Source organism: Psychrobacillus sp. Z16_25 (assembly GCF_056856695.1).
This window is the reverse complement of record NZ_JBXEOV010000020.1, coordinates 1-21,525: the sequence shown is the minus strand read 5'-3', so window position 1 is coordinate 21,525 and position 21,525 is coordinate 1. Positions and strand designations below refer to the sequence as shown.

The 21,525-nt window shown below is 39.1% G+C and carries 26 protein-coding genes and 1 pseudogene; 17 read left to right on the top strand and 10 right to left on the bottom strand.

The window, feature by feature from the left end; all coding sequences use genetic code 11:
* The first annotated feature begins 447 nt into the window (after positions 1 to 447).
* Entirely contained in the window at positions 448 to 1,251 is an 804-nt protein-coding gene (locus AC1VU3_RS15470; protein WP_482983922.1) for an MBL fold metallo-hydrolase, read from the top strand.
* A 71-nt stretch (positions 1,252 to 1,322) separates the two neighbouring features.
* On the opposite strand, the gene AC1VU3_RS15465 is transcribed toward AC1VU3_RS15470, so the two are convergent.
* Together AC1VU3_RS15465 and AC1VU3_RS15460 are read right to left on the bottom strand one after the other, a co-directional pair.
* Positions 1,323 to 1,523, bottom strand: a complete 201-nt coding sequence (locus AC1VU3_RS15465) for a cold-shock protein (RefSeq protein ID WP_480390633.1) — start codon at positions 1,521 to 1,523, stop codon at positions 1,323 to 1,325.
* Positions 1,524 to 1,708: 185 nt separating this feature from the next.
* Positions 1,709 to 2,473: an NRDE family protein gene (locus AC1VU3_RS15460; RefSeq protein ID WP_482983921.1), complete on the bottom strand. Its 765-nt coding sequence runs from the start codon at positions 2,471 to 2,473 to the stop codon at positions 1,709 to 1,711.
* 112 nt (positions 2,474 to 2,585) lie between these two features.
* On the opposite strand from AC1VU3_RS15460, the gene trhA reads away from it, so the two are divergent.
* Both trhA and AC1VU3_RS15450 read left to right on the top strand, forming a co-directional pair.
* Positions 2,586 to 3,227 carry a PAQR family membrane homeostasis protein TrhA gene (gene trhA, locus AC1VU3_RS15455; protein WP_480390635.1) on the top strand — a complete coding sequence of 214 codons (642 nt, stop codon included), beginning with the start codon at positions 2,586 to 2,588 and terminating at the stop codon, positions 3,225 to 3,227.
* Between the two features lie 15 nt (positions 3,228 to 3,242).
* Positions 3,243 to 3,755 carry a hypothetical protein gene (locus tag AC1VU3_RS15450; RefSeq protein WP_482983920.1) on the top strand — a complete coding sequence of 171 codons (513 nt, stop codon included), beginning with the start codon at positions 3,243 to 3,245 and terminating at the stop codon, positions 3,753 to 3,755.
* Between the two features lie 13 nt (positions 3,756 to 3,768).
* Here AC1VU3_RS15450 and AC1VU3_RS15445 read toward each other — a convergent pair whose 3' ends face one another.
* Positions 3,769 to 4,278 (bottom strand): CarD family transcriptional regulator, encoded by a 510-nt coding sequence (locus AC1VU3_RS15445; protein WP_480390637.1) that lies wholly within the window; start codon positions 4,276 to 4,278, stop codon positions 3,769 to 3,771.
* A 143-nt stretch (positions 4,279 to 4,421) separates the two neighbouring features.
* Here AC1VU3_RS15445 and AC1VU3_RS15440 point away from each other — a divergent pair, with 143 nt between their 5' ends.
* Together AC1VU3_RS15440 and AC1VU3_RS15435 are read left to right on the top strand one after the other, a co-directional pair.
* Entirely contained in the window at positions 4,422 to 4,859 is a 438-nt protein-coding gene (locus tag AC1VU3_RS15440; protein WP_480390638.1) for a MarR family winged helix-turn-helix transcriptional regulator, read from the top strand.
* A 55-nt stretch (positions 4,860 to 4,914) separates the two neighbouring features.
* Complete coding sequence (locus tag AC1VU3_RS15435; RefSeq protein WP_482983919.1) at positions 4,915 to 6,063, top strand: M20 metallopeptidase family protein; 1,149 nt, start codon at positions 4,915 to 4,917, stop codon at positions 6,061 to 6,063.
* Here the strand turns inward: AC1VU3_RS15435 and AC1VU3_RS15430 are convergent.
* Together AC1VU3_RS15430 and AC1VU3_RS15425 are read right to left on the bottom strand one after the other, a co-directional pair.
* Positions 6,060 to 6,269 (bottom strand): hypothetical protein, encoded by a 210-nt coding sequence (locus tag AC1VU3_RS15430; protein ID WP_480390640.1) that lies wholly within the window; start codon positions 6,267 to 6,269, stop codon positions 6,060 to 6,062. The two genes, AC1VU3_RS15435 and AC1VU3_RS15430, sit on opposite strands and share 4 nt — an antisense overlap.
* Before the next feature lie 63 nt (positions 6,270 to 6,332).
* The gene (locus AC1VU3_RS15425) at positions 6,333 to 6,653 is read right to left on the bottom strand and encodes a nucleoside triphosphate pyrophosphohydrolase (protein ID WP_480390641.1); all 321 of its coding nucleotides are present in this window, start codon (positions 6,651 to 6,653) and stop codon (positions 6,333 to 6,335) included.
* 60 nt (positions 6,654 to 6,713) lie between these two features.
* On the opposite strand from AC1VU3_RS15425, the pseudogene AC1VU3_RS15420 reads away from it, so the two are divergent.
* Both AC1VU3_RS15420 and AC1VU3_RS15415 read left to right on the top strand, forming a co-directional pair.
* A pseudogene (locus tag AC1VU3_RS15420) lies at positions 6,714 to 6,936 on the top strand (LexA family protein).
* 98 nt (positions 6,937 to 7,034) lie between these two features.
* Positions 7,035 to 7,649, top strand: a complete 615-nt coding sequence (locus AC1VU3_RS15415; protein ID WP_480390642.1) for an NUDIX hydrolase — start codon at positions 7,035 to 7,037, stop codon at positions 7,647 to 7,649.
* A 95-nt stretch (positions 7,650 to 7,744) separates the two neighbouring features.
* Here the strand turns inward: AC1VU3_RS15415 and AC1VU3_RS15410 are convergent, their stop codons facing one another.
* Entirely contained in the window at positions 7,745 to 8,266 is a 522-nt protein-coding gene (locus tag AC1VU3_RS15410) for a cysteine hydrolase family protein (RefSeq protein ID WP_482983918.1), read from the bottom strand.
* Between the two features lie 294 nt (positions 8,267 to 8,560).
* Here AC1VU3_RS15410 and AC1VU3_RS15405 point away from each other — a divergent pair, with 294 nt between their 5' ends.
* Positions 8,561 to 9,325: a 3D domain-containing protein gene (locus AC1VU3_RS15405; protein WP_480390644.1), complete on the top strand. Its 765-nt coding sequence runs from the start codon at positions 8,561 to 8,563 to the stop codon at positions 9,323 to 9,325.
* Positions 9,326 to 9,450: 125 nt separating this feature from the next.
* On the opposite strand, the gene AC1VU3_RS15400 is transcribed toward AC1VU3_RS15405, so the two are convergent.
* A complete protein-coding gene (locus AC1VU3_RS15400; protein ID WP_482983917.1) occupies positions 9,451 to 10,509 on the bottom strand; it encodes an acyltransferase family protein in 1,059 nt (352 codons plus the stop codon).
* 98 nt (positions 10,510 to 10,607) lie between these two features.
* Here AC1VU3_RS15400 and AC1VU3_RS15395 point away from each other — a divergent pair, with 98 nt between their 5' ends.
* The 6 genes from AC1VU3_RS15395 to tsaD all read left to right on the top strand — a co-directional run bounded on the left by AC1VU3_RS15395 (position 10,608) and on the right by tsaD (position 14,633).
* Entirely contained in the window at positions 10,608 to 11,213 is a 606-nt protein-coding gene (locus AC1VU3_RS15395; protein WP_480390648.1) for a GDSL-type esterase/lipase family protein, read from the top strand.
* A gap of 111 nt (positions 11,214 to 11,324) precedes the next feature.
* Entirely contained in the window at positions 11,325 to 11,735 is a 411-nt protein-coding gene (locus AC1VU3_RS15390; RefSeq protein ID WP_480390649.1) for a YugN family protein, read from the top strand.
* A 304-nt stretch (positions 11,736 to 12,039) separates the two neighbouring features.
* On the top strand, positions 12,040 to 12,489 hold the full coding sequence (gene tsaE, locus AC1VU3_RS15385) for a tRNA (adenosine(37)-N6)-threonylcarbamoyltransferase complex ATPase subunit type 1 TsaE (RefSeq protein ID WP_480390657.1): 450 nt from the start codon (positions 12,040 to 12,042) through the stop codon (positions 12,487 to 12,489).
* Positions 12,486 to 13,172, top strand: a complete 687-nt coding sequence (gene tsaB, locus AC1VU3_RS15380; protein WP_480390650.1) for a tRNA (adenosine(37)-N6)-threonylcarbamoyltransferase complex dimerization subunit type 1 TsaB — start codon at positions 12,486 to 12,488, stop codon at positions 13,170 to 13,172. The genes tsaE and tsaB overlap by 4 nt, the downstream gene beginning before the upstream one ends.
* On the top strand, positions 13,162 to 13,617 hold the full coding sequence (rimI, locus tag AC1VU3_RS15375) for a ribosomal protein S18-alanine N-acetyltransferase (RefSeq protein WP_480390651.1): 456 nt from the start codon (positions 13,162 to 13,164) through the stop codon (positions 13,615 to 13,617). Before tsaB ends, rimI begins: the two co-directional genes overlap by 11 nt.
* Positions 13,614 to 14,633 carry a tRNA (adenosine(37)-N6)-threonylcarbamoyltransferase complex transferase subunit TsaD gene (tsaD, locus tag AC1VU3_RS15370; RefSeq protein WP_480390652.1) on the top strand — a complete coding sequence of 340 codons (1,020 nt, stop codon included), beginning with the start codon at positions 13,614 to 13,616 and terminating at the stop codon, positions 14,631 to 14,633. Before rimI ends, tsaD begins: the two co-directional genes overlap by 4 nt.
* 73 nt (positions 14,634 to 14,706) lie before the next feature.
* Here tsaD and AC1VU3_RS15365 read toward each other — a convergent pair whose 3' ends face one another.
* Both AC1VU3_RS15365 and AC1VU3_RS15360 read right to left on the bottom strand, forming a co-directional pair.
* Positions 14,707 to 15,216 carry a hypothetical protein gene (locus AC1VU3_RS15365; protein WP_480390653.1) on the bottom strand — a complete coding sequence of 170 codons (510 nt, stop codon included), beginning with the start codon at positions 15,214 to 15,216 and terminating at the stop codon, positions 14,707 to 14,709.
* A 575-nt stretch (positions 15,217 to 15,791) separates the two neighbouring features.
* The gene (locus AC1VU3_RS15360; protein ID WP_480390288.1) at positions 15,792 to 17,726 is read right to left on the bottom strand and encodes an ABC-F family ATP-binding cassette domain-containing protein; all 1,935 of its coding nucleotides are present in this window, start codon (positions 17,724 to 17,726) and stop codon (positions 15,792 to 15,794) included.
* Positions 17,727 to 17,845: 119 nt separating this feature from the next.
* Here AC1VU3_RS15360 and AC1VU3_RS15355 point away from each other — a divergent pair, with 119 nt between their 5' ends.
* Positions 17,846 to 18,487, top strand: coding sequence for a redox-sensing transcriptional repressor Rex (locus AC1VU3_RS15355; RefSeq protein WP_480390289.1), 642 nt, complete (start codon positions 17,846 to 17,848; stop codon positions 18,485 to 18,487).
* Positions 18,488 to 18,619: 132 nt separating this feature from the next.
* On the opposite strand, the gene AC1VU3_RS15350 is transcribed toward AC1VU3_RS15355, so the two are convergent.
* Positions 18,620 to 19,333 (bottom strand): CPBP family intramembrane glutamic endopeptidase, encoded by a 714-nt coding sequence (locus AC1VU3_RS15350; protein WP_480390290.1) that lies wholly within the window; start codon positions 19,331 to 19,333, stop codon positions 18,620 to 18,622.
* A gap of 201 nt (positions 19,334 to 19,534) precedes the next feature.
* On the opposite strand from AC1VU3_RS15350, the gene groES reads away from it, so the two are divergent.
* On the top strand, positions 19,535 to 19,819 hold the full coding sequence (groES, locus tag AC1VU3_RS15345; protein WP_480390291.1) for a co-chaperone GroES: 285 nt from the start codon (positions 19,535 to 19,537) through the stop codon (positions 19,817 to 19,819).
* 30 nt (positions 19,820 to 19,849) lie between these two features.
* Complete coding sequence (gene groL, locus AC1VU3_RS15340) at positions 19,850 to 21,475, top strand: chaperonin GroEL (RefSeq protein WP_480390292.1); 1,626 nt, start codon at positions 19,850 to 19,852, stop codon at positions 21,473 to 21,475.
* Positions 21,476 to 21,525: the final 50 nt, after the last annotated feature.

The window sequence follows — 21,525 nt, the reverse complement described above, 5'->3', positions numbered from 1 at the left end:
CAGTCTAATAGCTAGATTTACTTTCCAAATAGTATATAGATATAATGGATAAAAAAGGTTCTTAACCAAAAGTTGGGGATGACAGATAAGAAAAAGTTGATTGAAGTGTCGGCTGGCGACTCCTAGGGGATTAGCGAATTTATTTGCGACGAAAGCGAAGCGACAGGAGCAAATATCTTCTGCGACGAAAGCGAAGCGACAGGAGCAAATATCTTCTGCGACGAAAGCGAAGCGACAGGAGCACCCGTGCGGAAAATCCAATTGTTTCGGAAGCATCCGAAACAAGATGGAAAACTAAGAACGGCACATCGTGTGCCAACGTTTTCTTGAACAACATCCTGTTGTCCCGGAGCTGCGCCCCCAGGAAGCGTCCAGCCAAAACGGAAATCAACCCCAAGTTATAGTGAAGAACCATAAAAAAGGATTGGGGAAAGAGGAGGATATGTGGTGATATTTAAAAAGAGATTTGAGCAAAGTGAAAAGAGTGGAGTACGAATAGCGAATGGGTATATCTCTTTTCAGAAGGTGCGTATGAATGTGCACTGCTTTGTAATAGATGGTGTCCTCATTGATACAGGTGGGTTCTCCTTGAGAAAAGAGTTTAAGGAATTCCTGGATGCGAAGGATATTGAACAAGTTTTATTGACTCATCATCATGAGGATCATACCGGGAATGCAGCTTATATGCAGAAAAAAGGGCTTCCTCTATATATGGGGGAGGAAATGGCCTTGGCATGTATGAAAAAAGCCAATTATCCTCTCTATCGTAAGCTTTTTTGGGGAAAGCGTCGCCCCTTTCGTGCAGAGCCACTTGGAACCACCTTCGAATCTAAGCATGCAATTTGGGATGTAATCGACACTCCTGGTCATTCTGTAGATCACAAATCTTTCCTTAATAGAGAAACGGGACAGCTTTTTACAGGTGATTTATATTGTCTGGAAAGAACACGTGTCATACTTCGTGATGAGAGTATACCAACAATTATCACCTCGCTGGAGCAAGTACTTACATATGATTTTCAAGAGGTTATTTGCAGTCATGCAGGTTATTTGAACAACGGCAGGCAAAAGCTGACTAGAAAGCTAGAGTTTTTATGGGAGTTTCAAGAGCAGGTGAGGAAGCTGCATGCAGAAGGGAAAAGCTCCACAGAAATTAATCGAATGTTAAATCCGAAGAAATATCCCATATCTCGATTTTCTTTGGGAGAATGGGATTCAATTCATATGGTTACCTCCGTACTAGAGGGATGACTTGATCGGAGAAATATGTGGTAATAAAAAACGGAACATAAGGAATATCCTTATGTTCCGCTATCAGTCAATTATAGTTTTACGATATTAACTGCTTGTGGTCCACGGTTGCCTTCTTCGATATCGAATTCAACTTTTTGACCTTCTTCTAAAGATTTGAAGCCTTCTCCTTGAATAGCTGAGAAGTGAGCGAATACGTCGCTTCCGCCTTCAACCTCGATAAATCCAAATCCTTTTTCTGCGTTAAACCATTTTACTGTACCTTGTGTCATATAAAAAACCTCCAAAAATTTTAATAATAGAAACGTTCTAAAAGATAAAAAAATTCACGTATTAGAAAAAGTACCGATAAGACGCACGATCACCTTTTCGAATACGTGAGTTCATGTTTCTAGTGAAGCATTTAACTATTAACGTAAGTATAGACTATTAACTTGGCTATGTCCACCAAATACACTTATTTAATTTTAAATTGATATTTTCTTTCTGAATAAAATGCTCCATTATGGAAGGTTCTCTCGATAAAATCTACGTTTTTCTCCTGATCTATCAGCAATACTGTGGAAGAACGTGTACCATAATGGGGTAACTTTATAAACAAAGGAGAAAGAGAACGTTCCATTTCTATCCCAATACCAGTGATGGGGAGAGTATGGTCAGGTGCAACTTCTTCATTAGCTAACAGGCTGAAGAGGGCATCTGGATCGACTCGGTCAGGATGTTCTTCTACATATTGAGATAATACTCGTTTGCCATACTCTACTTTAGGCCATGAAGTATTGAGTGTATGGTTGCTTAAGCTATGCGTTCCTGGTATTATCTCATTTCTTTCGTCTAGCACATTATTATAATGAAGAAATTGCATATCATCGGCTAGTATAATATTAAAGCCTCCATAGCTGTCACGCTCCTTTGAAAGCTTGTCTATAAATTCACATGAGCTTTCATGAGAAATCAAAAAATCCTTTACGATAGTGCCACGTGACTGAGTGCCATCTTGCAGAGAAGGATCGCGAAAATTGGTCAAAGCGGCAAAACGGCCATTTTTAGATATGCCTAGCCAAGTGCCCAATTGTAATAAGTCCCTACCAGCTAATACAGTCGGGTGATCCTCCCAAAAATGAGAAGGAGCAGTTGGTCTCTCATAAAATTCATCTCTGTTTGCTGCCACAATCAAAGAATATATGAGATGTTGTTTATAATGAAAATTAACTAAGCACATGATTTGAAAACTCCTCTATGAAGCTGATTAAATATATTATAGCATCTGTTTTCTGAATTTATTTCTTTATAGTGATAGGATAGAGATAGTAAAAATATTGGAGCTGAGTGAAATGAGTAATACACATATATTTTCAAAGCGTGAAGAAATAGCAAATGCCATTATCCACGGCATTGGGGCTATGCTAAGCATAGCAGCACTGGTGATACTGGTAGTTTCAGCGGTTTCTAAGGGAACCGCATGGCATGTAGTGAGTTTTACTTTATTTGGAGCTACCATGGTCATTTTATATACTTCCTCGACCTTAGTCCATGCTTTTCCTGCTGGAAAGGCAAAGGATATTTTTGAAATCCTCGACCATTCCTCCATTTATTTCTTTATAGCAGGAAGCTATACACCGATTTTGTTTCTAGTTGTAAAGGGTCCTCTAGGCTGGACACTTTTTGGAATAGTATGGGGTTTAGCAATAGCAGGTACCGTATTTAAGGCTTACTTCGTGAAGAGATTCTTACATACTTCTACTATCCTGTATGTAGCGATGGGGTGGCTATTGATATTTGCATGGAAGCCGCTGCTTACCAACATGACCACGAATGGTTTAGTTTTCCTGGCAATCGGCGGATTACTTTATACTTTTGGGGCAATCTTTTATGTATGGAGAGGGTTTACTTATCATCATGCGGTTTGGCATGTTTTTGTATTGGCCGGATCCATTCTTCACTTTTTTGCCGTACTGACACTACTACCGTCTTAAGAAAGGGTGCTTCTTATGTATGATCCAACCATCTTTGAAAACTTAAAGGTAGCACTAGAGAATCAAATATACGATTTAGATAATATAGAGGGAAGAATAACTATCTTAAATCGTACAGATACATTGGACTTTGCAAGCATCAGTAGAGAGTTAACGCTTCAGTTTGCTTTGGTCAAACAGTCAGAGATATTTGCTCAGGTGGTATTACGTTCAGGGTTAGAAGACTTAGCGGGTGAAATATTAGAACTCGTCGGAAAAGATATAGGTTGTACGTTAATTTTACGTATATATATGAAAGTTCAAGATATTCCAGAGCAATGTAGCAAGGTAGAGCAAGCCTTAAACGGAATATGGGAAAACGATGTCCATATTACCCAAACGCTTAGCTTCCTTTATGGAGAGGAAAGCCTCTATATAAATACGATAGAAATAATATTTCAGCCAAAAATAAATGAAGATAACATGAATGAAATTCCAGATTTTCTAGAGAGTGTGATAGAAACGCTGGAAATAATAAAGGGTATATAAAAAGCCAGTTAGATTAAACTGGCTTTAAATTTGCTTCTATATTTCCCGTAATCATCTCTATAATAGATTGTTTAGGGATCTTGAGTGAATGAGAAAGCTCCCTATACAAAATATTTTGGAGGCTTAGTAGGATTTTCAAGTCTTGGGCTAAAAGTTTTTTATGATTAACCTCAGCTTCTAGCTGTTTACTCATCAATGTACAAAGAATCTTGGCAATCTCTAGCCGATTCCCTTTTTTAGTGATTTCCGCATATGTTTGCTGACGAAGCCTGTGGTTTTCAATCCACTCCATCCCTTCCTCTTGAAATGAATGAAGAACTTTTCTGGCTTCTTTTTCCTTCATTATATCCATATTTCTTGCTAAATCACTATTTATGGGAATGCTAATTGCAAGTTTTTCGTTATCAAGTGGATGAAGCTCATAATAATCTTTCGTCACTCCGTTAAAGGTTTTACTAGTGATATTATCTATATGACAAATTCCATGAGTAGAATACGTTATTAGTTCTCCGACTTTATGCATATCATCTCTCCTCTAGATAAATTTTGTCAACTTTGTTAACTAAAATAAGTATATACTTAATTGGTTTAAATGTCAACTTTGTTGACAAAATATGACCTTTTTTATATATTAGTATGGCAAATAAAAAGAATGGAGTGAAATCCATGGAGGAACGATTACAGGGTTTAGATTTAGTAGATCTATTAAGTGAAAGACATATATTGTTAAGAAAAATAATAGAAGATACATGGAACAGTAATCATGATATATATATTTCTAATTCAGAATGGTTTATCATGGCGAAAACTTACAAAAAACAGCCAACCATTGCTTCCATCTCCAAAAACGTGAATATAACCAGACAGGCGACTCATAAATTTGTAAAAAGTCTTGAACAAAAGGGGCTTGTAGAGGTTGGTCCAGTGGAAAATAACAAAAAAGAAAAGTGTCTCCGTCTAACCGAATTAGGAGAAAGATACCATGAGGAAAATGAAACAATTAGAACAGAGTTAGTACGTCAAATAGCTAACACCATTGGGGATGAAAAGGTAAAAGCTTTAGAGACCATTTTAAAGCTTGACTGGGGAGTAAAGCCAAATTAGCAAGCACCTTATTTTTATTCAGATAAAACATATATACTGTTAACTGAGGTGAAATATGACTAACTTAACGAATGTCCTATTAGAATGGGCGATTTATCATAGAAGATACTTACATGAGAACCCCGAGTTATCTGGAAGGGAATATAATACGTGTGCTTATATTAAAGGTGTATTAAAGGAGCTTGGACTTGAGTTACTTCCTTGCACAGAACCGAGTACGGTTGGTTATGTAAAAGGGACAAAAGGAGATAAAACGATTGCGTTACGTGCGGATATAGATGCTTTACCTATCCAAGAGGAGGGGCAGAAGCAATGTCTTTCGAAAGTTCCTGGCATCTCACATACTTGTGGTCATGATGGCCACACCGCAATCCTTCTCTCCGTAGCGAAATGGGTAATGGAAAATAGAGAGAAGGTGAAGCATAATATCGTCTTCATTTTTCAATCCTGTGAAGAAATTTCTCCTAGTGGAGCAGAGAAGCTTGTAAAAGAAGGAGTCTTGGAGCAGGTAGACGAGATATTTGGATTGCATCTGATGTCCGATGAGCCGAAAGGAAAAATCATCATGAAAACTGGAGAGTTTATGGGTTCCTCAGATGATTTTGTCATTACCGTTCAAGGAAAAGGAGGGCATGCAGCTTTTCCGCAGGATACAGTAGATCCAACTTATGTTGCTGCTCATATTATCATTGCTCTCCAGGCTATTGTAGGGAGAAGGATGAATCCAGTCGAATCATCCGTTATTTCAGTCGGACAGGTGATTGCAGGGACCAGCACAAATATTATCCCTAACAAAGCAACTATTACAGGGACCTTTCGAACATTCTCTCATGAGGTGAGAGAAAGATTGATGAACGAAATGAAGCGTTTAGTCGAGCAAATGAGCTTGACGTTTGGAGCAGTAGGGACCGTAGAGTTTATTATCGGGACACCTCCTGTCGTGAATGATGTAGATGTGACCAAAAAGTTAAGCCGACTATTTAAAGAGACTTATCCGAATCGTGTAATAGAAAAGGATAAGCCCATCATGGTTGCTGAGGATTTTGCGTATTATTTAGAAAAAATCCCAGGCAGCTATTATCATATTGGAATGAAAGGTGAAAAGAGTCAGTATCCTCACCATCATCCTAAATTTGATATAGATGAGGAAGAGCTGGGTACCGCTATTGACACGTTCTTAACGATTGTCACTAGTTATCATTAATCCTCTTTCTGCTCTTTGATATTTTCTACAATAACAAATGTACATACAATTACAGTGAAGATTAAAGAAAGAATGAGCGCATGGGTTAGTGCATGATAAGATCCTTCTGCTGATGAGTACCCCACCCAAGAGAGGAGGGGAGACAAAATTATGGCAGAAATAAAGTAAATGGCTATCGTCACAACAAAAGGGATGAATAATTTCATCACTGTTCACTCCTTTAAAATTTAATCTCCCTAAGCAGAGCATTATTTGTTGTGCTCAGGTTATTATTCCTTAACTTCTATTAAATAGACTCCTTTTTCAAATCCGCCTCGTTTTTCCTTCTTGCGTAGGCGTATTTCTTCTAATTGCTCATAAGTTGCTTCATAGAAAGGTAACGTTGCATGAATTAATTCCAAAACATCTGCCAGTTCTTCTAATGCCTCACTTCTACTAGTAGACTCATCAAATTCTCTGACCTCTTCATATAACTTTCTCTTCATTTCTTTTAGGTGCTCAGAATGATTTAGAATCCGCATGGAAACAGAACTCTGTTTATCTATTATTTCTGGGATAAGATCTCGAACTAACTTGTTATAAATCGTCATACTATTTTCTTCCTTTTTTATTCATTATAAGGAAAGTTAGGCTATTAGAACAGGGCTGAAATTGATAAAGGAGACATTGTAATTGTTAATCGCCAGCAAGCTGCTTCGAATGGTGACATTGTCATTGCTATTATAGAGGGAGGCCGCCATGAAAAAGTTTATGCCGATGGGAGACTCCATATTATTAATTTCAGAGAACGAAAAATATGAGACTATCCAAATGAAAAAAGAGGACGTTTTAATAAACGGAAAAGTTATTGGTATAGTAAAGAGCAAACCTTGAACCGGAGAGAAATCTTCGGTTTTTTATGGAAGACATGCAGCTCCAACTTTTCTCCCTTTTTATGGTACGATGAAAATAGAAATAGAGGGAGTGGTTTGATGTTTCTAGAGAAAGTGAAAAATGTTCTAGAGGATGGACAGCCATTATTTATAGGGGAGGAAACAGCTTATCGTTCAGCTATTCTGATACCTCTAGTGCAGATTGCAAACGAGTGGCACGTATTGTTTGAGGTACGTTCTCATAAGCTAAGAACACAGCCAGGAGACATTAGCTTTCCGGGAGGCAGAATTGATTCCACGGATGCATCGCCGCATGCTGCTGCCATTCGGGAAACGCATGAGGAGTTAGGAGTAGACCCTTCTAGCATCAACATTTTGGGTCAGATGAGTCCCTATATTGCGTCGCCTTCCTTTGTGGTCTATCCGTTTATCGGAGTTCTTCCCTATGACGAGGTTCATTCGTTTAATAAAGAGGAAGTAGAAGAAATCTTCACAATTCCTGTTTCTTGGCTCTTAGAGCACGAACCTTACATGCATACAGTAACTGTTCAGGCAAGACCGCTGGATGATTTTCCATTTGATAAAATTGTTAATGGGGAAAAGTATCAGTGGAGACCGCGCCCGATGGAAGAGTGGTTTTATGATTATGACAACTACACGATATGGGGACTGACAGCACGCATTTTAAAGCATTTTATAAGTATCATCAAATAAAAAACTTAGGTCTCCCATAATTAAAACGATGATCCCTTTATAGAGGTCATCGTTTTTATTGTTGGACGTCATCTATATGCCGATGGTGACAGTAACTATACAAAAATAATCTTCCTTGTTTCCTTTACATCTGCAAACCAGCGAAGCACCTGATTATGGTGGTTAATAATTTGCCTAGCACTTAATTCCTTACTATCCCATGTACTATGGGCATCCTCTGCCAATGTGAGCTCGTATCCCAAGCTATAGGCAGCTCTACAGGTAGTGTCTACGCAGATTTCGGTTTGAATCCCTGCTAAAACTAGATGAGTGATCTCTTCTTCTTGTAGAAGAGTATGTAATTCCGTCTGATAGAAAGAATCAGGGGTATTTTTTTGTAAAGTAAAATCATCTTCAGTTGGCTTGATCGATGGATGTATCTCCCAATGAGAAGAACCATTGACCAAAGTACCTTTCTCTTCATTGTGCTGGATATAAAAAATTGGTACATGATTGCGTCTTGCATTCTCTATCAGATTTTGTAGGTTTTCGAGTAAAGCTTCTGCTTGGTATACAGGACCAGATTCTAAAAACATCCCATTTTGAACGTCTATAATCACCAGTGCGCTTTTCTTCATAAATTCCCCTCCGTTTACTTTTATTATAATTACTTTTACTTACAAATTCCCAATATAGAATTGATTCAAACGAACAAACTATCAGGAAGTTATTTATACATAAAGCATTTTTTTATAAATAAAAGCAAAAATGTAAAAGTTTCCAGTCTAGTGAGAAGTTATGTCCTCCTATAATAGCTTTTTTCTAGTTGTTTTGAACGAAAACTTCTATTTTTTAAAACAGAAGGTTTGTTTTTTGAAGTTTTGGGGCAATACTCTAGAGAGTTTAAGTTAAGGTACTAAAGGAGGATATCTATGCGAAAAATTAATACATTCTTGTTCGTAATGCTCTTAGCATTTACGATGAATGGCTTAACCGTAGCTGCTAACTCGTTACCCTCAATAAGCTATGAAGAAGAAAGGTCACAGATAGAAAATATCGCCGAACTTTATGTAGCTTTTGAGAATCTACCAATTGCCAACGATGCCTATGAGATTTTATATGAAGACCCATTTAGTCCTGTATTTTTAGAAGAACCAGAACCGACAGTTTACGTAGTAGAGTCGGGAGATAATCTTTATCGAATTGCGTTACAACATGATATGTCACTAGACTCCCTAATGAGTCTCAATGACTTGAATGGTTACTTAATACATCCGGGAGACGAACTGCTCGTCAGTGATGAAGGACTATCAGATGGAAATTCAGATATGGTAGTAATGGAAGAACCTGAAGAGAAGGAAGAAGTAAAAGTCATGGGCACCTCTTCACCACCAGCTGGGGGGCAGGGGAAAGAGATGACCATGATAGCCACAGCCTACACCGCTTATTGTGAGGGATGCTCGGGTACCACTGCATATGGAATCGACCTTCGAGCAAACCCTGAAGAAAAGGTGATTGCTGTAGATCCTAGAGTAATCCCTCTTGGAACAAGAGTATGGGTAGAAGGCTATGGCGAAGCAATCGCTGGTGATACCGGCGGTGCTATCAAAGGTAACAAGATTGATGTATTTATTCCCTCGTATGATAATGCGATACAATGGGGAAGAAAAGAAGTTAAATTAATTATCTTAGATTAATGAATAAAAAGCTAGGTCGTTTTTAGAGACTTGGCTTTTTATTTTTAATTCCACCTAATCTCTTTACTTAAACCTATTATTTTCCAAGATATTTTAAAAAAAGAAAGCCACCATATTGGCAGCTTTCACGAAGTATATACATTTGTAAGTTTCTTTGGTTTTTTAGCACGTATATCGCCTAATAGGAATTTCCCGTAAGGGACGGCACGTTGAAGTGCTACAGAAATCATCATCGGGATAAAAATTCCTAATAAAGTATATCCAACTACTCCATATTCAAAGAAGTCATTAAAAATCATGTCTGTAAAGATATGAAGATACATAATCGCAATAGAATGCTTTTCAACTGTGACAAGCCAGTTAAGAGATACAACCTTTGTTATTCGTTGGAATAAACCCACAAGTACAATAATCGACGCTATTGGGATAATAAAATCCAGTACAAGATGGTCGTATCGTAAAAACTTCATACTAAGCTGATAGTTAATCATACCTGCTTGGTCTGCGAAAAAAGCGCCAACCATGAGTGCCAATGCTCCAAATAGCCATGGTTTTGTAACGTTCATCCATAAGGACTTACCATAATAGCCTAAGGAAAAATAGACGATAGCCATTAGTGTGACATCTAGATTCCATAGTATTGGGATAGATTGTGCAGCTTCAACAGTAGAACCATCTATTACTCTTTGAGCAAAGAAGCTTTCTAAATGTGCAATAAGATAAAAAGCTACCAATAAAATAATCTGCTTCGTCCTATTTAGATACTTTGTCATCCAAATGAATAGTAAGTAAGTAAAAAATAAAGTAGTCACAAACCAGAAGACGCCGTATGCACCACGAACAAAACGCCCTGCAACGATTAGTGTCCAAACATCTTGTATGTACCAAGATAAATCATGGTTACCTTGAATGATTTGCATACCATAACGAATAGTTGTAATGGTTATGAGAAAGAATAAATAAGGTACCATTAGCTGTAAGAAACGTTTTTTGACAGGCTTTTGTGGATCCTCATTTTCCTTTACTTCTTTAAAGAATATACCACTAAGTAAAAAGAAAGCTGGCATATGAAACCAGTAAATATATTTAGAGAGCCAAAAGTCACCAGGGAAATGACCTAAAACTACAAGTACCATCAGGAATCCCTTTGTGACATCAACCCATATTAATCGCTTGTTTTCCATAACTGTTCCTCCAAGGTGTTTGCTATACGTTTGTATAGCCTCAAAAATGTAAATATAAACTTATAAGGAAACTAATAATGAAACGGAGATGTTTTTCTATGATCAAGGTGGTTTGCTTCGGAGATAGCATTACAGCACGAAAGGAAGGTTACCCAGCTCCTATCCTTACTTATAAGCTATCAGCAAAATTACCGGGCTATCAGTTTATAAATGCAGGGGTATCTGGCAACACAACAGTCGAGGCAAAGGAGAGACTAGAACAGGATGTATTAAAAAAGAAACCTGATATTGTTACAGTCTTATTTGGTGCCAATGACTCTGCTGCTCATCGGTTGGTTGATATCAACGAGTTCAAGGAGAATCTTAGAAGCTTTGCAGAGCAAATCGGTCCGAGTAAGACGATATTCATCTCTCCAGCGCCAGTGGATGAATCCTTGCAGCCAAACCGTTCCAATGAAAGAATACAAGATTATGCAAGAGCCGTCGAGGTTATATCAAGAGAAACAGGAAGCCAATATATAGACTTCTTTACTGAATTTTACTCAAAAGAAAATTACAAGGCGTTGCTAAAAGGGAAGGATAATGATGGATTACACTTTGGGGAAGCTGGCTATAACCTATTATCAGGGTTAATTGCCCAAAAACTATTGGAACTAAAAGAAATAAAACCGTCCTTTTTTAAGCGAATTTTTAAGCGGTTTTAATTGTGCAATGCTCTGTTATGGTTGCGATGAAGGAAGTGCCATCTCCTTCTCGTATACTCTCTATTCGAATGGGACAGAATAGGTGAGAATATGGGAACAGGAGGAAGAGGTATGATTCAACTACAAACTGAATTAGAGGGAATGACCGCTTACTTTGGTGATTTAAAGTACCGCATTGCAAGCTTAGGTTATACGATTGGCAGTAATTGGGACTACGATAAAGGGAGCTTTGATCATATTCTTTCAAGGGAAGAAGGAGAAACTATTTACCTACGTATCCCATTTAGCATTACTGAAGGAATGCTAGATGAATATGAGGCACGTATACAGTTTCAAGCTCCTTATGTGATTAAGCATGTAGTAAACTTTGGACTAGACAAGGATGAAAACTCGCTACTAACTACTTCTGAGTTTGATCAATTTCAACATCCGCTTGACAAAGACGGAAACATCTTAAACAAGAATCGTTGGGAGCATGCTGGCGAGGAAGCGGTCGCAAAGGTTGTTCGGCTTGTTCAATAGACCTTATATTGCATGTAAATAGGAAAGCTGCTTCCAGGGAAGTGGCTTTTTATGTTGGGTGAAGTGGGTAGAAGTACTTACTTAAAGATATACTACTAACATGTGTGCTTGGTTTTGCAATACAATCTTGTATCCATACATACTAAACAGCATGGTTTTTCAATTAGCTATCAGACATAATTACGAGGAATTTCAATTAATATCAACTAGTATTAGTGAAATTAAACCACAAAAGTTACATTCCCAGCTTGTTTTCATTATAATAGAAGAAAATAGCGTTTGGATTGGAAGGTTAACGGTTGATATGTATGAACGAATAGTGGAGTCAGAACAGGAAACAATCGAGCTAGGGCAAAAGCTTGCAGATTTCCTTCAGCCAGCTGATGTGCTGACGCTTGAAGGGGATCTTGGAGCAGGAAAGACGACATTTACGAAAAGTATTGCAAAGGGACTAGGCATTACTCGAACTGTAAATAGTCCTACGTTTACAATATTAAAGCAATATGAGGGAAAATATCCCTTGAATCACTTGGATGTGTATCGCTTGGCTGATAGTGACGAGGATTTAGGATGGGACGAGCTATTTTACGGAGATGCGGTAAGTATTGTGGAATGGGCGCATTTAATCCAAGAGGATCTACCACCGGAAAGATTGGCTATTCAGATTCTTCGTCTGGAGGGCGACAAGCGTCATTTTATATTTGAACCAATCGGAAAACGATACGAACAATTATGTAAGGGGCTTTTTGAATGATATGGTTAGGAATTGATACATCTAATACACCATTAGCGGTTGCTATCGTGAAGGATGAACAAGTGCTTGCAGAATATAAATCCTCTATGAAGGTAACACATTCGATTGGAACAATGCCGGCAATAGAGGAGCTGATGGCAAAGGCAGGAATTCAGCCGAAGGAGCTAGATGCAATCGCTGTCTCACATGGACCTGGCTCTTATACAGGTGTGCGCATTGGTGTCACGATTGGAAAAACGCTTGCATGGACATTAAATAAGCCGATTGTGCAAGTATCCAGCTTAGAGGTGCTTGCTGGAAACGCACCTTATTTTCCAGGAGTAGTATGTGCAATCATGGATGCTCGTCGAGGCAATGTGTTTGCGGGAGTATATAGGAATGGGGAACAGGTGAAGGAATCCCATATGGCGATGACTGATTTACTTTCATTGCTAAAGGAAATGGATGAACAGGTTTTATTCGTAGGGATGGACGTAGAGTTACATTGGGAGCAAATAAAAACGGAGCTAGGCGAAAGAGTACAGAAGGCAAATCCTGCATTTTCATTGCCTAGTGCTGCAGTATTAATAGAGTTAGCTAAAAAGCGTGAACCAGTAGAAACACATACCATAGTTCCAGAATACCTCCGCGTGACGGAAGCAGAAGCCAATTGGATGAAAGAGCAGAAGAACAATGGAAACTAATATTACTTATCGAAAAATGACATTAGAGGATATTGATCAAGTCCTGAAGATTGAGGAAGAAGCGTTTACTGTCCCATGGACAAGAGAGGCCTTTGAGCATGAAATGACGACGAATCTCTATTCCTATTATATTGTTGCCGAGACAGATGAAAAAGAAATTGTAGGCTATTGCGGTATGTGGATTGTGTTAGATGAAAGCCACATTACGAATGTAGCGGTTTCTGAACGAATGCGCGGGCACAAGATTGGGGAAGGGCTCATGCGGGAGGCATTCCGAATTGTACAGGAGCAGGAGGTTGTATTAATGACCCTAGAGGTAAGAGTGTCCAATGATATTGCCAAAAATTTGTACTACAAGCTTGGCTTTCAAGACGGCGGAATACGCAAAAACTATTATACAGATACGCAGGAGGATGCTCTTGTGATGTGGGTGGAATTTACATGAAAAAAGATCAAATCATACTAGGAATTGAAACAAGCTGTGATGAAACAGCAGCTTCTATTGTGAAAAATGGCTCCGAAATATTATCAAACGTTGTGGCTTCACAAATCGAGAGTCATAAACGCTTTGGCGGAGTTGTACCTGAGATTGCTTCACGTCACCACGTAGAGCAAATTACACTAGTTATTGAGGAAGCGCTAAAGCAAGCAAATATGACACCAGAGGATTTGGATGCCGTAGCAGTAACAGAGGGACCGGGACTAGTAGGGGCACTTTTAATAGGAATTAATGCAGCGAAAGCTTTCGCCTTTGCAAATGGTCTGCCACTTGTCGGGGTCCATCATATTGCTGGTCATATATATGCAAACGTACTCGTACAGCCTATGGAATTCCCTTTATTGGCACTTGTGGTGTCTGGCGGACATACAGAGCTTGTGTTAATGAAGGAAGACGGCCAGTTTGAATTAATTGGAGAAACAAGAGATGATGCAGCTGGTGAAGCCTATGATAAAGTGGCTCGAGTATTGAATCTTCCATATCCAGGAGGTCCGCATATCGACCGTTTGGCAAATGAAAGTGATGGAGCTGTCCCATTTCCAAGAGCTTGGCTAGAAGAAGGCTCCTATGATTTTAGCTTTAGTGGCTTGAAATCTGCCGTCATTAATTATCAGCACAATGCGGAGCAACGTGGAGAGGAAATTAATCCAAACCACCTAGCTGCTGGATTCCAAGAAAGCGTAGTTGAAGTACTAACGTCTAAAACCGTAAGAGCTGCACGCGAGTTCCACGTAAAACAAGTAATTGCAGCGGGTGGTGTAGCAGCAAATAACGGATTACGGAAGTCATTAGAGGAAGCATTCGCGAAGGAGCAAATTCCATTTTACGTACCACCTATCAAGCTGTGCACAGACAATGCAGCGATGATAGCAGCGGCTGGAAGCTCCAAATTTGCTGCCGGCAAAATAGGTGACTTTGCTATGAACGGTCGCCCGGGACTAGAACTAAATAGCTGGAGATAAAAAGAAGGTCTGCCTTGTGCAGACCTTTTTATTGTAGTTTGACCCAAACAATGATTAGAGAAGGATTATATATTTATTCTTCACGTTCGTTAATGGTTTCGACGATAAAGTTAGTACTACTAATTTGGTCATCGTTCTCGATTGTAATTTTATAATCAATTGTTTGGTTTTTTTTCTCATCACGTAAGGTGATGAAGAAAAAATTCGTGTCCTCCTCATATTGTAGAGAATCTTCTACAAAGTCCAATCCTTGACCGATAGCAATACCTTTCGATGAACCTTCTTTAAATAATGCAATATTTACGTTATTTTCTGGGGTACTAAAGAAAGGGATTATTTCTAGGGTTTGATCATGATCAATATCTAACATGATGTAGTCATATAGAGTGGCACCAGGGAATTTTTCTAGTAGTTTATCTAACACCCATTGTTCTTCTGTAGGAATCCCTGGCGCTATGACAATTCCATCTACAGGTTCTAAATTTAACTCCTCGTTTGAATCTGCAACGACTTCCTCTTTGCAGCCATATAGAAAAATAGTGAGAGCAAACATAGTAATACCGAACATCGTCTTTGTTTTCATATAACAGCCCCTTATTGGAAAAAATGTACTTATCCAATATATTACCATTATCTATATGGTTATTTGATTGAAATATAATAATATTTTAATAATTTAATTCGACAAAATAAGAGGTATTTTTACCATGAGAATGAAAAGTTGTCAATAGGGAACATTCGTACTTATTCACAATTTGTGGATAAGATGTTAGTAAGTTGTGATGAATCTATATATTGTGTCTGTTTTTCACACAATTATGTGGAAAAACAACTTTATAAACTGTGGACAATGTGGATAAAGCTGTTGATAGATTGATATAACAGCATTTTGGGTGTGAATAAATTTGTGGAGAAAAAAAGGAACAAAATTGTGCTTGACCTACATCTATGGTCACATTTCGACAGATAAAGTGAAACTTTGATTGGTGGGGGTTTTCTTTCATCCCCCACCAATCATTAGTTGAACCAATCGGGCTTTTAGGGCCAGTTGATCTCCCACTTAGCTGTCTCCTTTCTTTTGCCATCTTGAAGTAGGAGTCTTACTGTCCCTTAATGCGGGATAAATTTGCTAAAAAGAAAAACCCCCAAATATGGGGGTTAGGATCCACTGATTTCTTCTAATTGTTCTTGAAGCTCCAGCCAGCTGTTAGAAAGATTGTCTTGTTCTTCTTTTAATTGTTCTAGCTCTGTTTGCAGCTTTTGTACGGCTTCATGATTTTGGAATATTTCTGGATCGCACAGCTTTTCTTCTATTAATACAATTGCTTGATCAATCTGTGGCATTTTGTCTTCTATTTCCTCCACTTGGCGACGAAGCTGACGTTCCTTCTTTTTAGCTTCCTTGTCAATGGTAGAAGTGTTGACCTTCGGTACGATGGTCTTCTCTGTCACGGCATTTTCCATAGCTATCTCTTCTAGTTCTTCCTTCTTCTCTAGGTAATAATCGTAATCACCAAGATATAGGGCAGCACCATCAGAGGATAGTTCAATTACCTTCGTGGCAATTCGATTGATAAAGTATCTGTCGTGAGATACAAAGACAATCGTTCCAGGGAAGTCAAGGAGAGCATTCTCTAAAACCTCTTTACTGTCTAAGTCAAGGTGGTTGGTAGGCTCATCGAGCACTAATGTATTGGCTTTAAGTAGCATCAGCTTAGCAAGGGCAAGTCGTGCCTTTTCTCCACCTGATAAGGTAGACACCGTCTTTGACACATCATCACCCGAGAATAGGAAGCGCCCAAGTACCGTTCGCACCTCTTTCTCATTCATAAGCGGCCATTCATCCCAAAGCTCCTTCAAAACGGTTTTATTGCCAGTGAGAGCTGCTTGCTCCTGATCATAATAGCCAAATTGGACATTTGTACCGTATTGAATGTTTCCGTTAGCAAGTGGCAGCTGCTTCATGATTGTCTTTAACAGTGTGGATTTGCCGACACCATTAGGGCCAACTAATGCGATACGATCCTGCTTATACACACTAAAGGAGATGTCGGAGGATACGGTTTTATTTGTATAGCCCACCGCCACACCTTCTAAGCGAAGCACATCATTCCCGCTCGGGCGGTCAATCGTAAAACCAAAGGAAGCAGATTTTTCGTCTCCATCAGGAGCATCCATCCAGTCTGTTTTCTCCAAAACCTTGCGGCGGGACTGAGCCATCTTCGTGGTAGAGGCACGTGCAAGATTTTTAGCCACAAACTCCTCTAGCTTTGCTTTTTCTTCTTGTTGTTTTTCGAATTTCTTTTTATCTAGCTCATAATTTTTTGCCTTTTGCTCTAGATACTTGCTATAATTTCCGACGTAGCGCGTGACGTTATGTCTAGAAACCTCATACACAAGTGTCACCACTTGATCTAAGAAATACCTATCATGTGATACGATCAAAATAGCTCCCTGATAATTCTTTAAATAGTTCTCGAGAAAGCTAAGTGTTTGGATATCTAAATGGTTCGTCGGCTCATCTAGTATTAAAAGATCTGGTTTACTGAGCAGCATCTTTGCTAATGCAAGCCTTGTTTTTTGTCCCCCGGATAGGGCTTGGACAGGCTTGTCATAATCCTCTGGATAGAACTGCATGCCATGTAAGATAGAACGGATATCAGATTCATATCGATAGCCCCCAGCCTCATTGAAAGCAAGCTGAAGCTCATCATAGGCAGCTGCCACTCGTGCATAGGCTTCTGGATTTTCATATACCACAGGATCGGCCATTTGTACTTCGAGCGAACGGAGCTCTTTTTCAGAATCAATTAAGTGAGAGAAGATAGATTTCATTTCTTCCCAAATGGATAGCTTTGATTCGAGGCCTGCATGCTGTTCTAGATATCCAAGTCGTATATTTTTAGGCATGATAATATCGCCTGAGTCATAAGACATCTCCCCAGCGATTATTTTAAGTAGCGTAGATTTCCCGGCACCGTTTCTTCCGACTAAGGCTACTCGGTCACGGTCCTGTACCTCTAGCTTTACATTCGTTAATATATCTTCACCGTTAAAGGATTTTGTTAGTTGATTCACTTGTAAAACAATCACGTTCTAGCACCTCAATTCTATCCTTAGTGTAATAGATAGGACTTGTCGTTGCAATGCTCTAGCCTTACAATGAAAGATAGGGAATTGAAAAAAATTGTATATAGAAGTGGAGGGTTACCATGAAACCTGACGTACCAAAAATACCTCAAGCGACTACGAAAAGGCTTCCTTTATATTATAGGTTTTTACAAAGCTTTCATAACGCTGGACATAAACGAGTATCCTCCCAGGAATTAAGTGAAGCAATGAAAATAGATTCCGCAACAATTAGACGAGACTTCTCTCACTTTGGAGCTCTAGGGAAGAAAGGTTATGGTTATGATGTTCCGAATCTTCTGGCATTCTTCCGCAAAACACTTGATCAGGACGAGGCTGCAAATGTTGCACTCATCGGTGTTGGAAGCTTGGGTACCGCATTTTTAAAATATAACTTTCAAAAGAACCATAACACCAAGATTGTCGTGGCATTTGATACAAAGGCACCTGTAGAAGGAACCATAATTAGTGACATTCCAGTGTTCCATTCTAGTGTAATGTTAGAAAAGCTAAAGGAGTTTGACATTGAACTTGTCATCTTCACGATCCCGAGTCGTGTGGCGCAGGGGGTAGCAGACGAGCTAGTAGGGTCAGGCATCAAGGGAATCTTGAACTTTACGCCCGTCAGGCTAACTACTCCTGATGAAATACGTGTACATACAATTGACCTCTCTGTAGAGCTTCAAACGCTTATCTATTTAATAAGAAATGAACATGTTGAGTAACAAATATCGCTCTTACATAGGAAAAGTGATTCCAAACATAACAGCACTTACGGACGTATAAGCCGTAAGTGCTGTTCGTTTAGCTTTATTCTAATTAGGGAATGGTTAGTATTCCGAGGCTTACACTGTTCTCTACTGAATCTCTACATATTTCTCTAAAAAGCGAACGATTTTATCATAATTCATGTTAACCACTACTACATATCCGTTCAAGAGCATATGAGCGATAATAGAGGTAAGGATTCGTTTTGTCTTGTAATAAAGAAAGGCGAATATGAACCCGGACGTAGCATATATTAGTATGTGTACAAACTCTAGGTGGATGACCGCAAAGGTTAATGAACTGACGAGTGCGGCTACAAAAAAATTCGTCTTTGGCAATAATGCACCAAATATAAGGCGGCGGAAAATGAGCTCTTCTAAGATGGGAGCAAACACTACGATTGAAAAAATAACCAGTGGAACCTCGGTTGCCAAGGTGATAAAGTCTGCTGTATTTTGAGAGCCTGGTTCAATTCCAAGTCTAATTTCAATGTTTGCTGCAAGCGTCTGGCCCAGAAAAACCATAAAGAAACCTATAATTCCCCAACCAATCACTGTGGGAGTATTTGCCGCTTGTCCCTTTAGCGGGCGTATAAAATGTCTATCCTTTCGAATAATAAGCAAAGTGATTATAGTGGCTAAGGCAAAGCTGATAAACATCCACCAGCCTGAGGCCAACATTTCTGCATTTTTCATCCCCATTCCTTTAAACAAAAGGAACAGAAGAGGTGCAAAAATGGCTCCAGAAAGCTGCATAAGCACGTAGATAATCAGTATATATAAGCCTGTTTGTCTTTGTTTCATGTATTACATAATCCTCTCTATAGAAATACCATTTCTTCTATTGTAATAGAAAATAGAAATAAAAGAAAAAATTTAAAAATAGATAAGGTTCATGCTTGCAAAATGTTTTGGGTTTCATTATTATAATAAGTGTGTTAGCACTCATAGGGTGTGAGTGCTAATAAAATCAATTATTTTACTATTTTAGGGAGGTAGTTTCACTTGTTAAGACCATTAGGTGATCGCATCATTATCGAATTAATCGAAGCTGAGGAAAAAACAGCATCTGGCATCGTACTTCCAGACTCTGCTAAAGAAAAACCATCAGAGGGGAAAGTAGTTGCTGTAGGTTCTGGGCGAGTACTTGATAACGGTAATCGCGTTGAGTTAGACGTGAAAGAAGGAGACCGTATCATCTTCTCTAAATACGCAGGGACAGAAGTAAAATATGAAGGAAATGAATATTTAATTTTACGCGAAAGCGATATTCTTGCTGTAATTGGCTAATAAATCGAAAATATAGGAGGTCTATAGAACATGGCGAAAGAAATCAAATTCAGTGAAGACGCACGTAGTGCAATGCTTCGTGGGGTAGATAAACTAGCAGATGCTGTTAAAGTAACGTTAGGACCAAAAGGACGTAACGTAGTACTTGAGAAAAAATTTGGTTCTCCATTAATCACAAATGATGGTGTTACAATTGCAAAAGACATCGAGCTAGAGGATTCCTTTGAAAACATGGGTGCTAAGCTTGTAGCAGAGGTTGCATCTAAAACAAACGATATCGCTGGTGACGGTACAACAACTGCAACCGTTCTAGCACAATCTATGATTCGTGAAGGACTGAAAAACGTTACTGCTGGTGCAAACCCAGTGGGAATTCGTAAAGGTATTGACCTAGCGGTAGCAGCTGCTATTACAGAGTTAAAAGATATCTCTAAACCAATCGAAGGAAAAGAATCAATTGCACAGGTTGCTGCTATTTCCTCTGGTGATACAGAAGTTGGAGAATTAATTGCAGAAGCTATGGAACGCGTAGGAAACGACGGTGTTATCACAATCGAAGAATCTCGCGGTTTCACTACTGAGCTTGACGTAGTAGAAGGTATGCAATTCGACCGTGGATATGCATCTCCGTATATGGTAACTGATTCTGATAAAATGGAAGCTGTTCTAGAAAACCCATATATCTTAATTACAGACAAAAAAATCTCTAGCATCCAAGAAATCCTTCCAGTGCTTGAGCAAGTGGTACAACAAGGAAAACCATTATTACTGATCTCTGAGGATGTAGAAGGGGAAGCTCTTGCAACACTAGTTGTGAACAAGCTTCGCGGAACATTCAATGCAGTAGCAGTAAAAGCTCCAGGATTCGGTGATCGTCGTAAAGCAATGCTTGAAGATATCGCTATCCTAACTGGTGGAGAAGTGATTACAGAAGATCTTGGCTTAGATTTAAAATCTACAAATATTACTCAGCTTGGACGCGCTTCTAAAGTTGTTGTTTCTAAAGACAACACAACAATCGTGGAAGGAAACGGTGATGCTGACCGCATCGCAGGTCGCGTAGCACAAATCCGTGCGCAAGTAGAAGAAACAACTTCTGAGTTTGATAAAGAAAAATTACAAGAGCGCTTAGCAAAACTTGCTGGCGGTGTAGCGGTAGTAAAAGTTGGAGCAGCTACTGAAACAGAACTAAAAGAACGTAAACTACGTATCGAGGATGCATTAAACGCAACTCGCGCTGCAGTAGAAGAAGGTATCGTATCTGGTGGTGGTACAGCCCTAGTAAACGTATACAAAAAAGTAGCGGAAGTAGCGGAAGCGAACGAAGGCGACGTAGCAACTGGAGTAAAAATTGTACTTCGTGCACTAGAAGAGCCAGTTCGTCAAATCGCAAACAACGCTGGTTTAGAAGGATCTATCGTAGTAGACCGTCTAAAACGCGAAGAAATCGGTATCGGTTTCAACGCTGCAACTGGCGAATGGGTAAACATGATCGAAGCTGGTATCGTGGACCCAACTAAAGTAACTCGCTCTGCATTACAAAACGCTGCATCTGTAGCTGCACTATTCTTAACAACAGAAGCAGTAGTAGCAGACATCCCAGAACCATCAGCACCAGGCATGCCTGACATGGGCGGCATGGGCGGTATGATGTAGTATAATGCTCATCAAACGTTGATATAACAAGGTTTTTATTTACTGAAAAA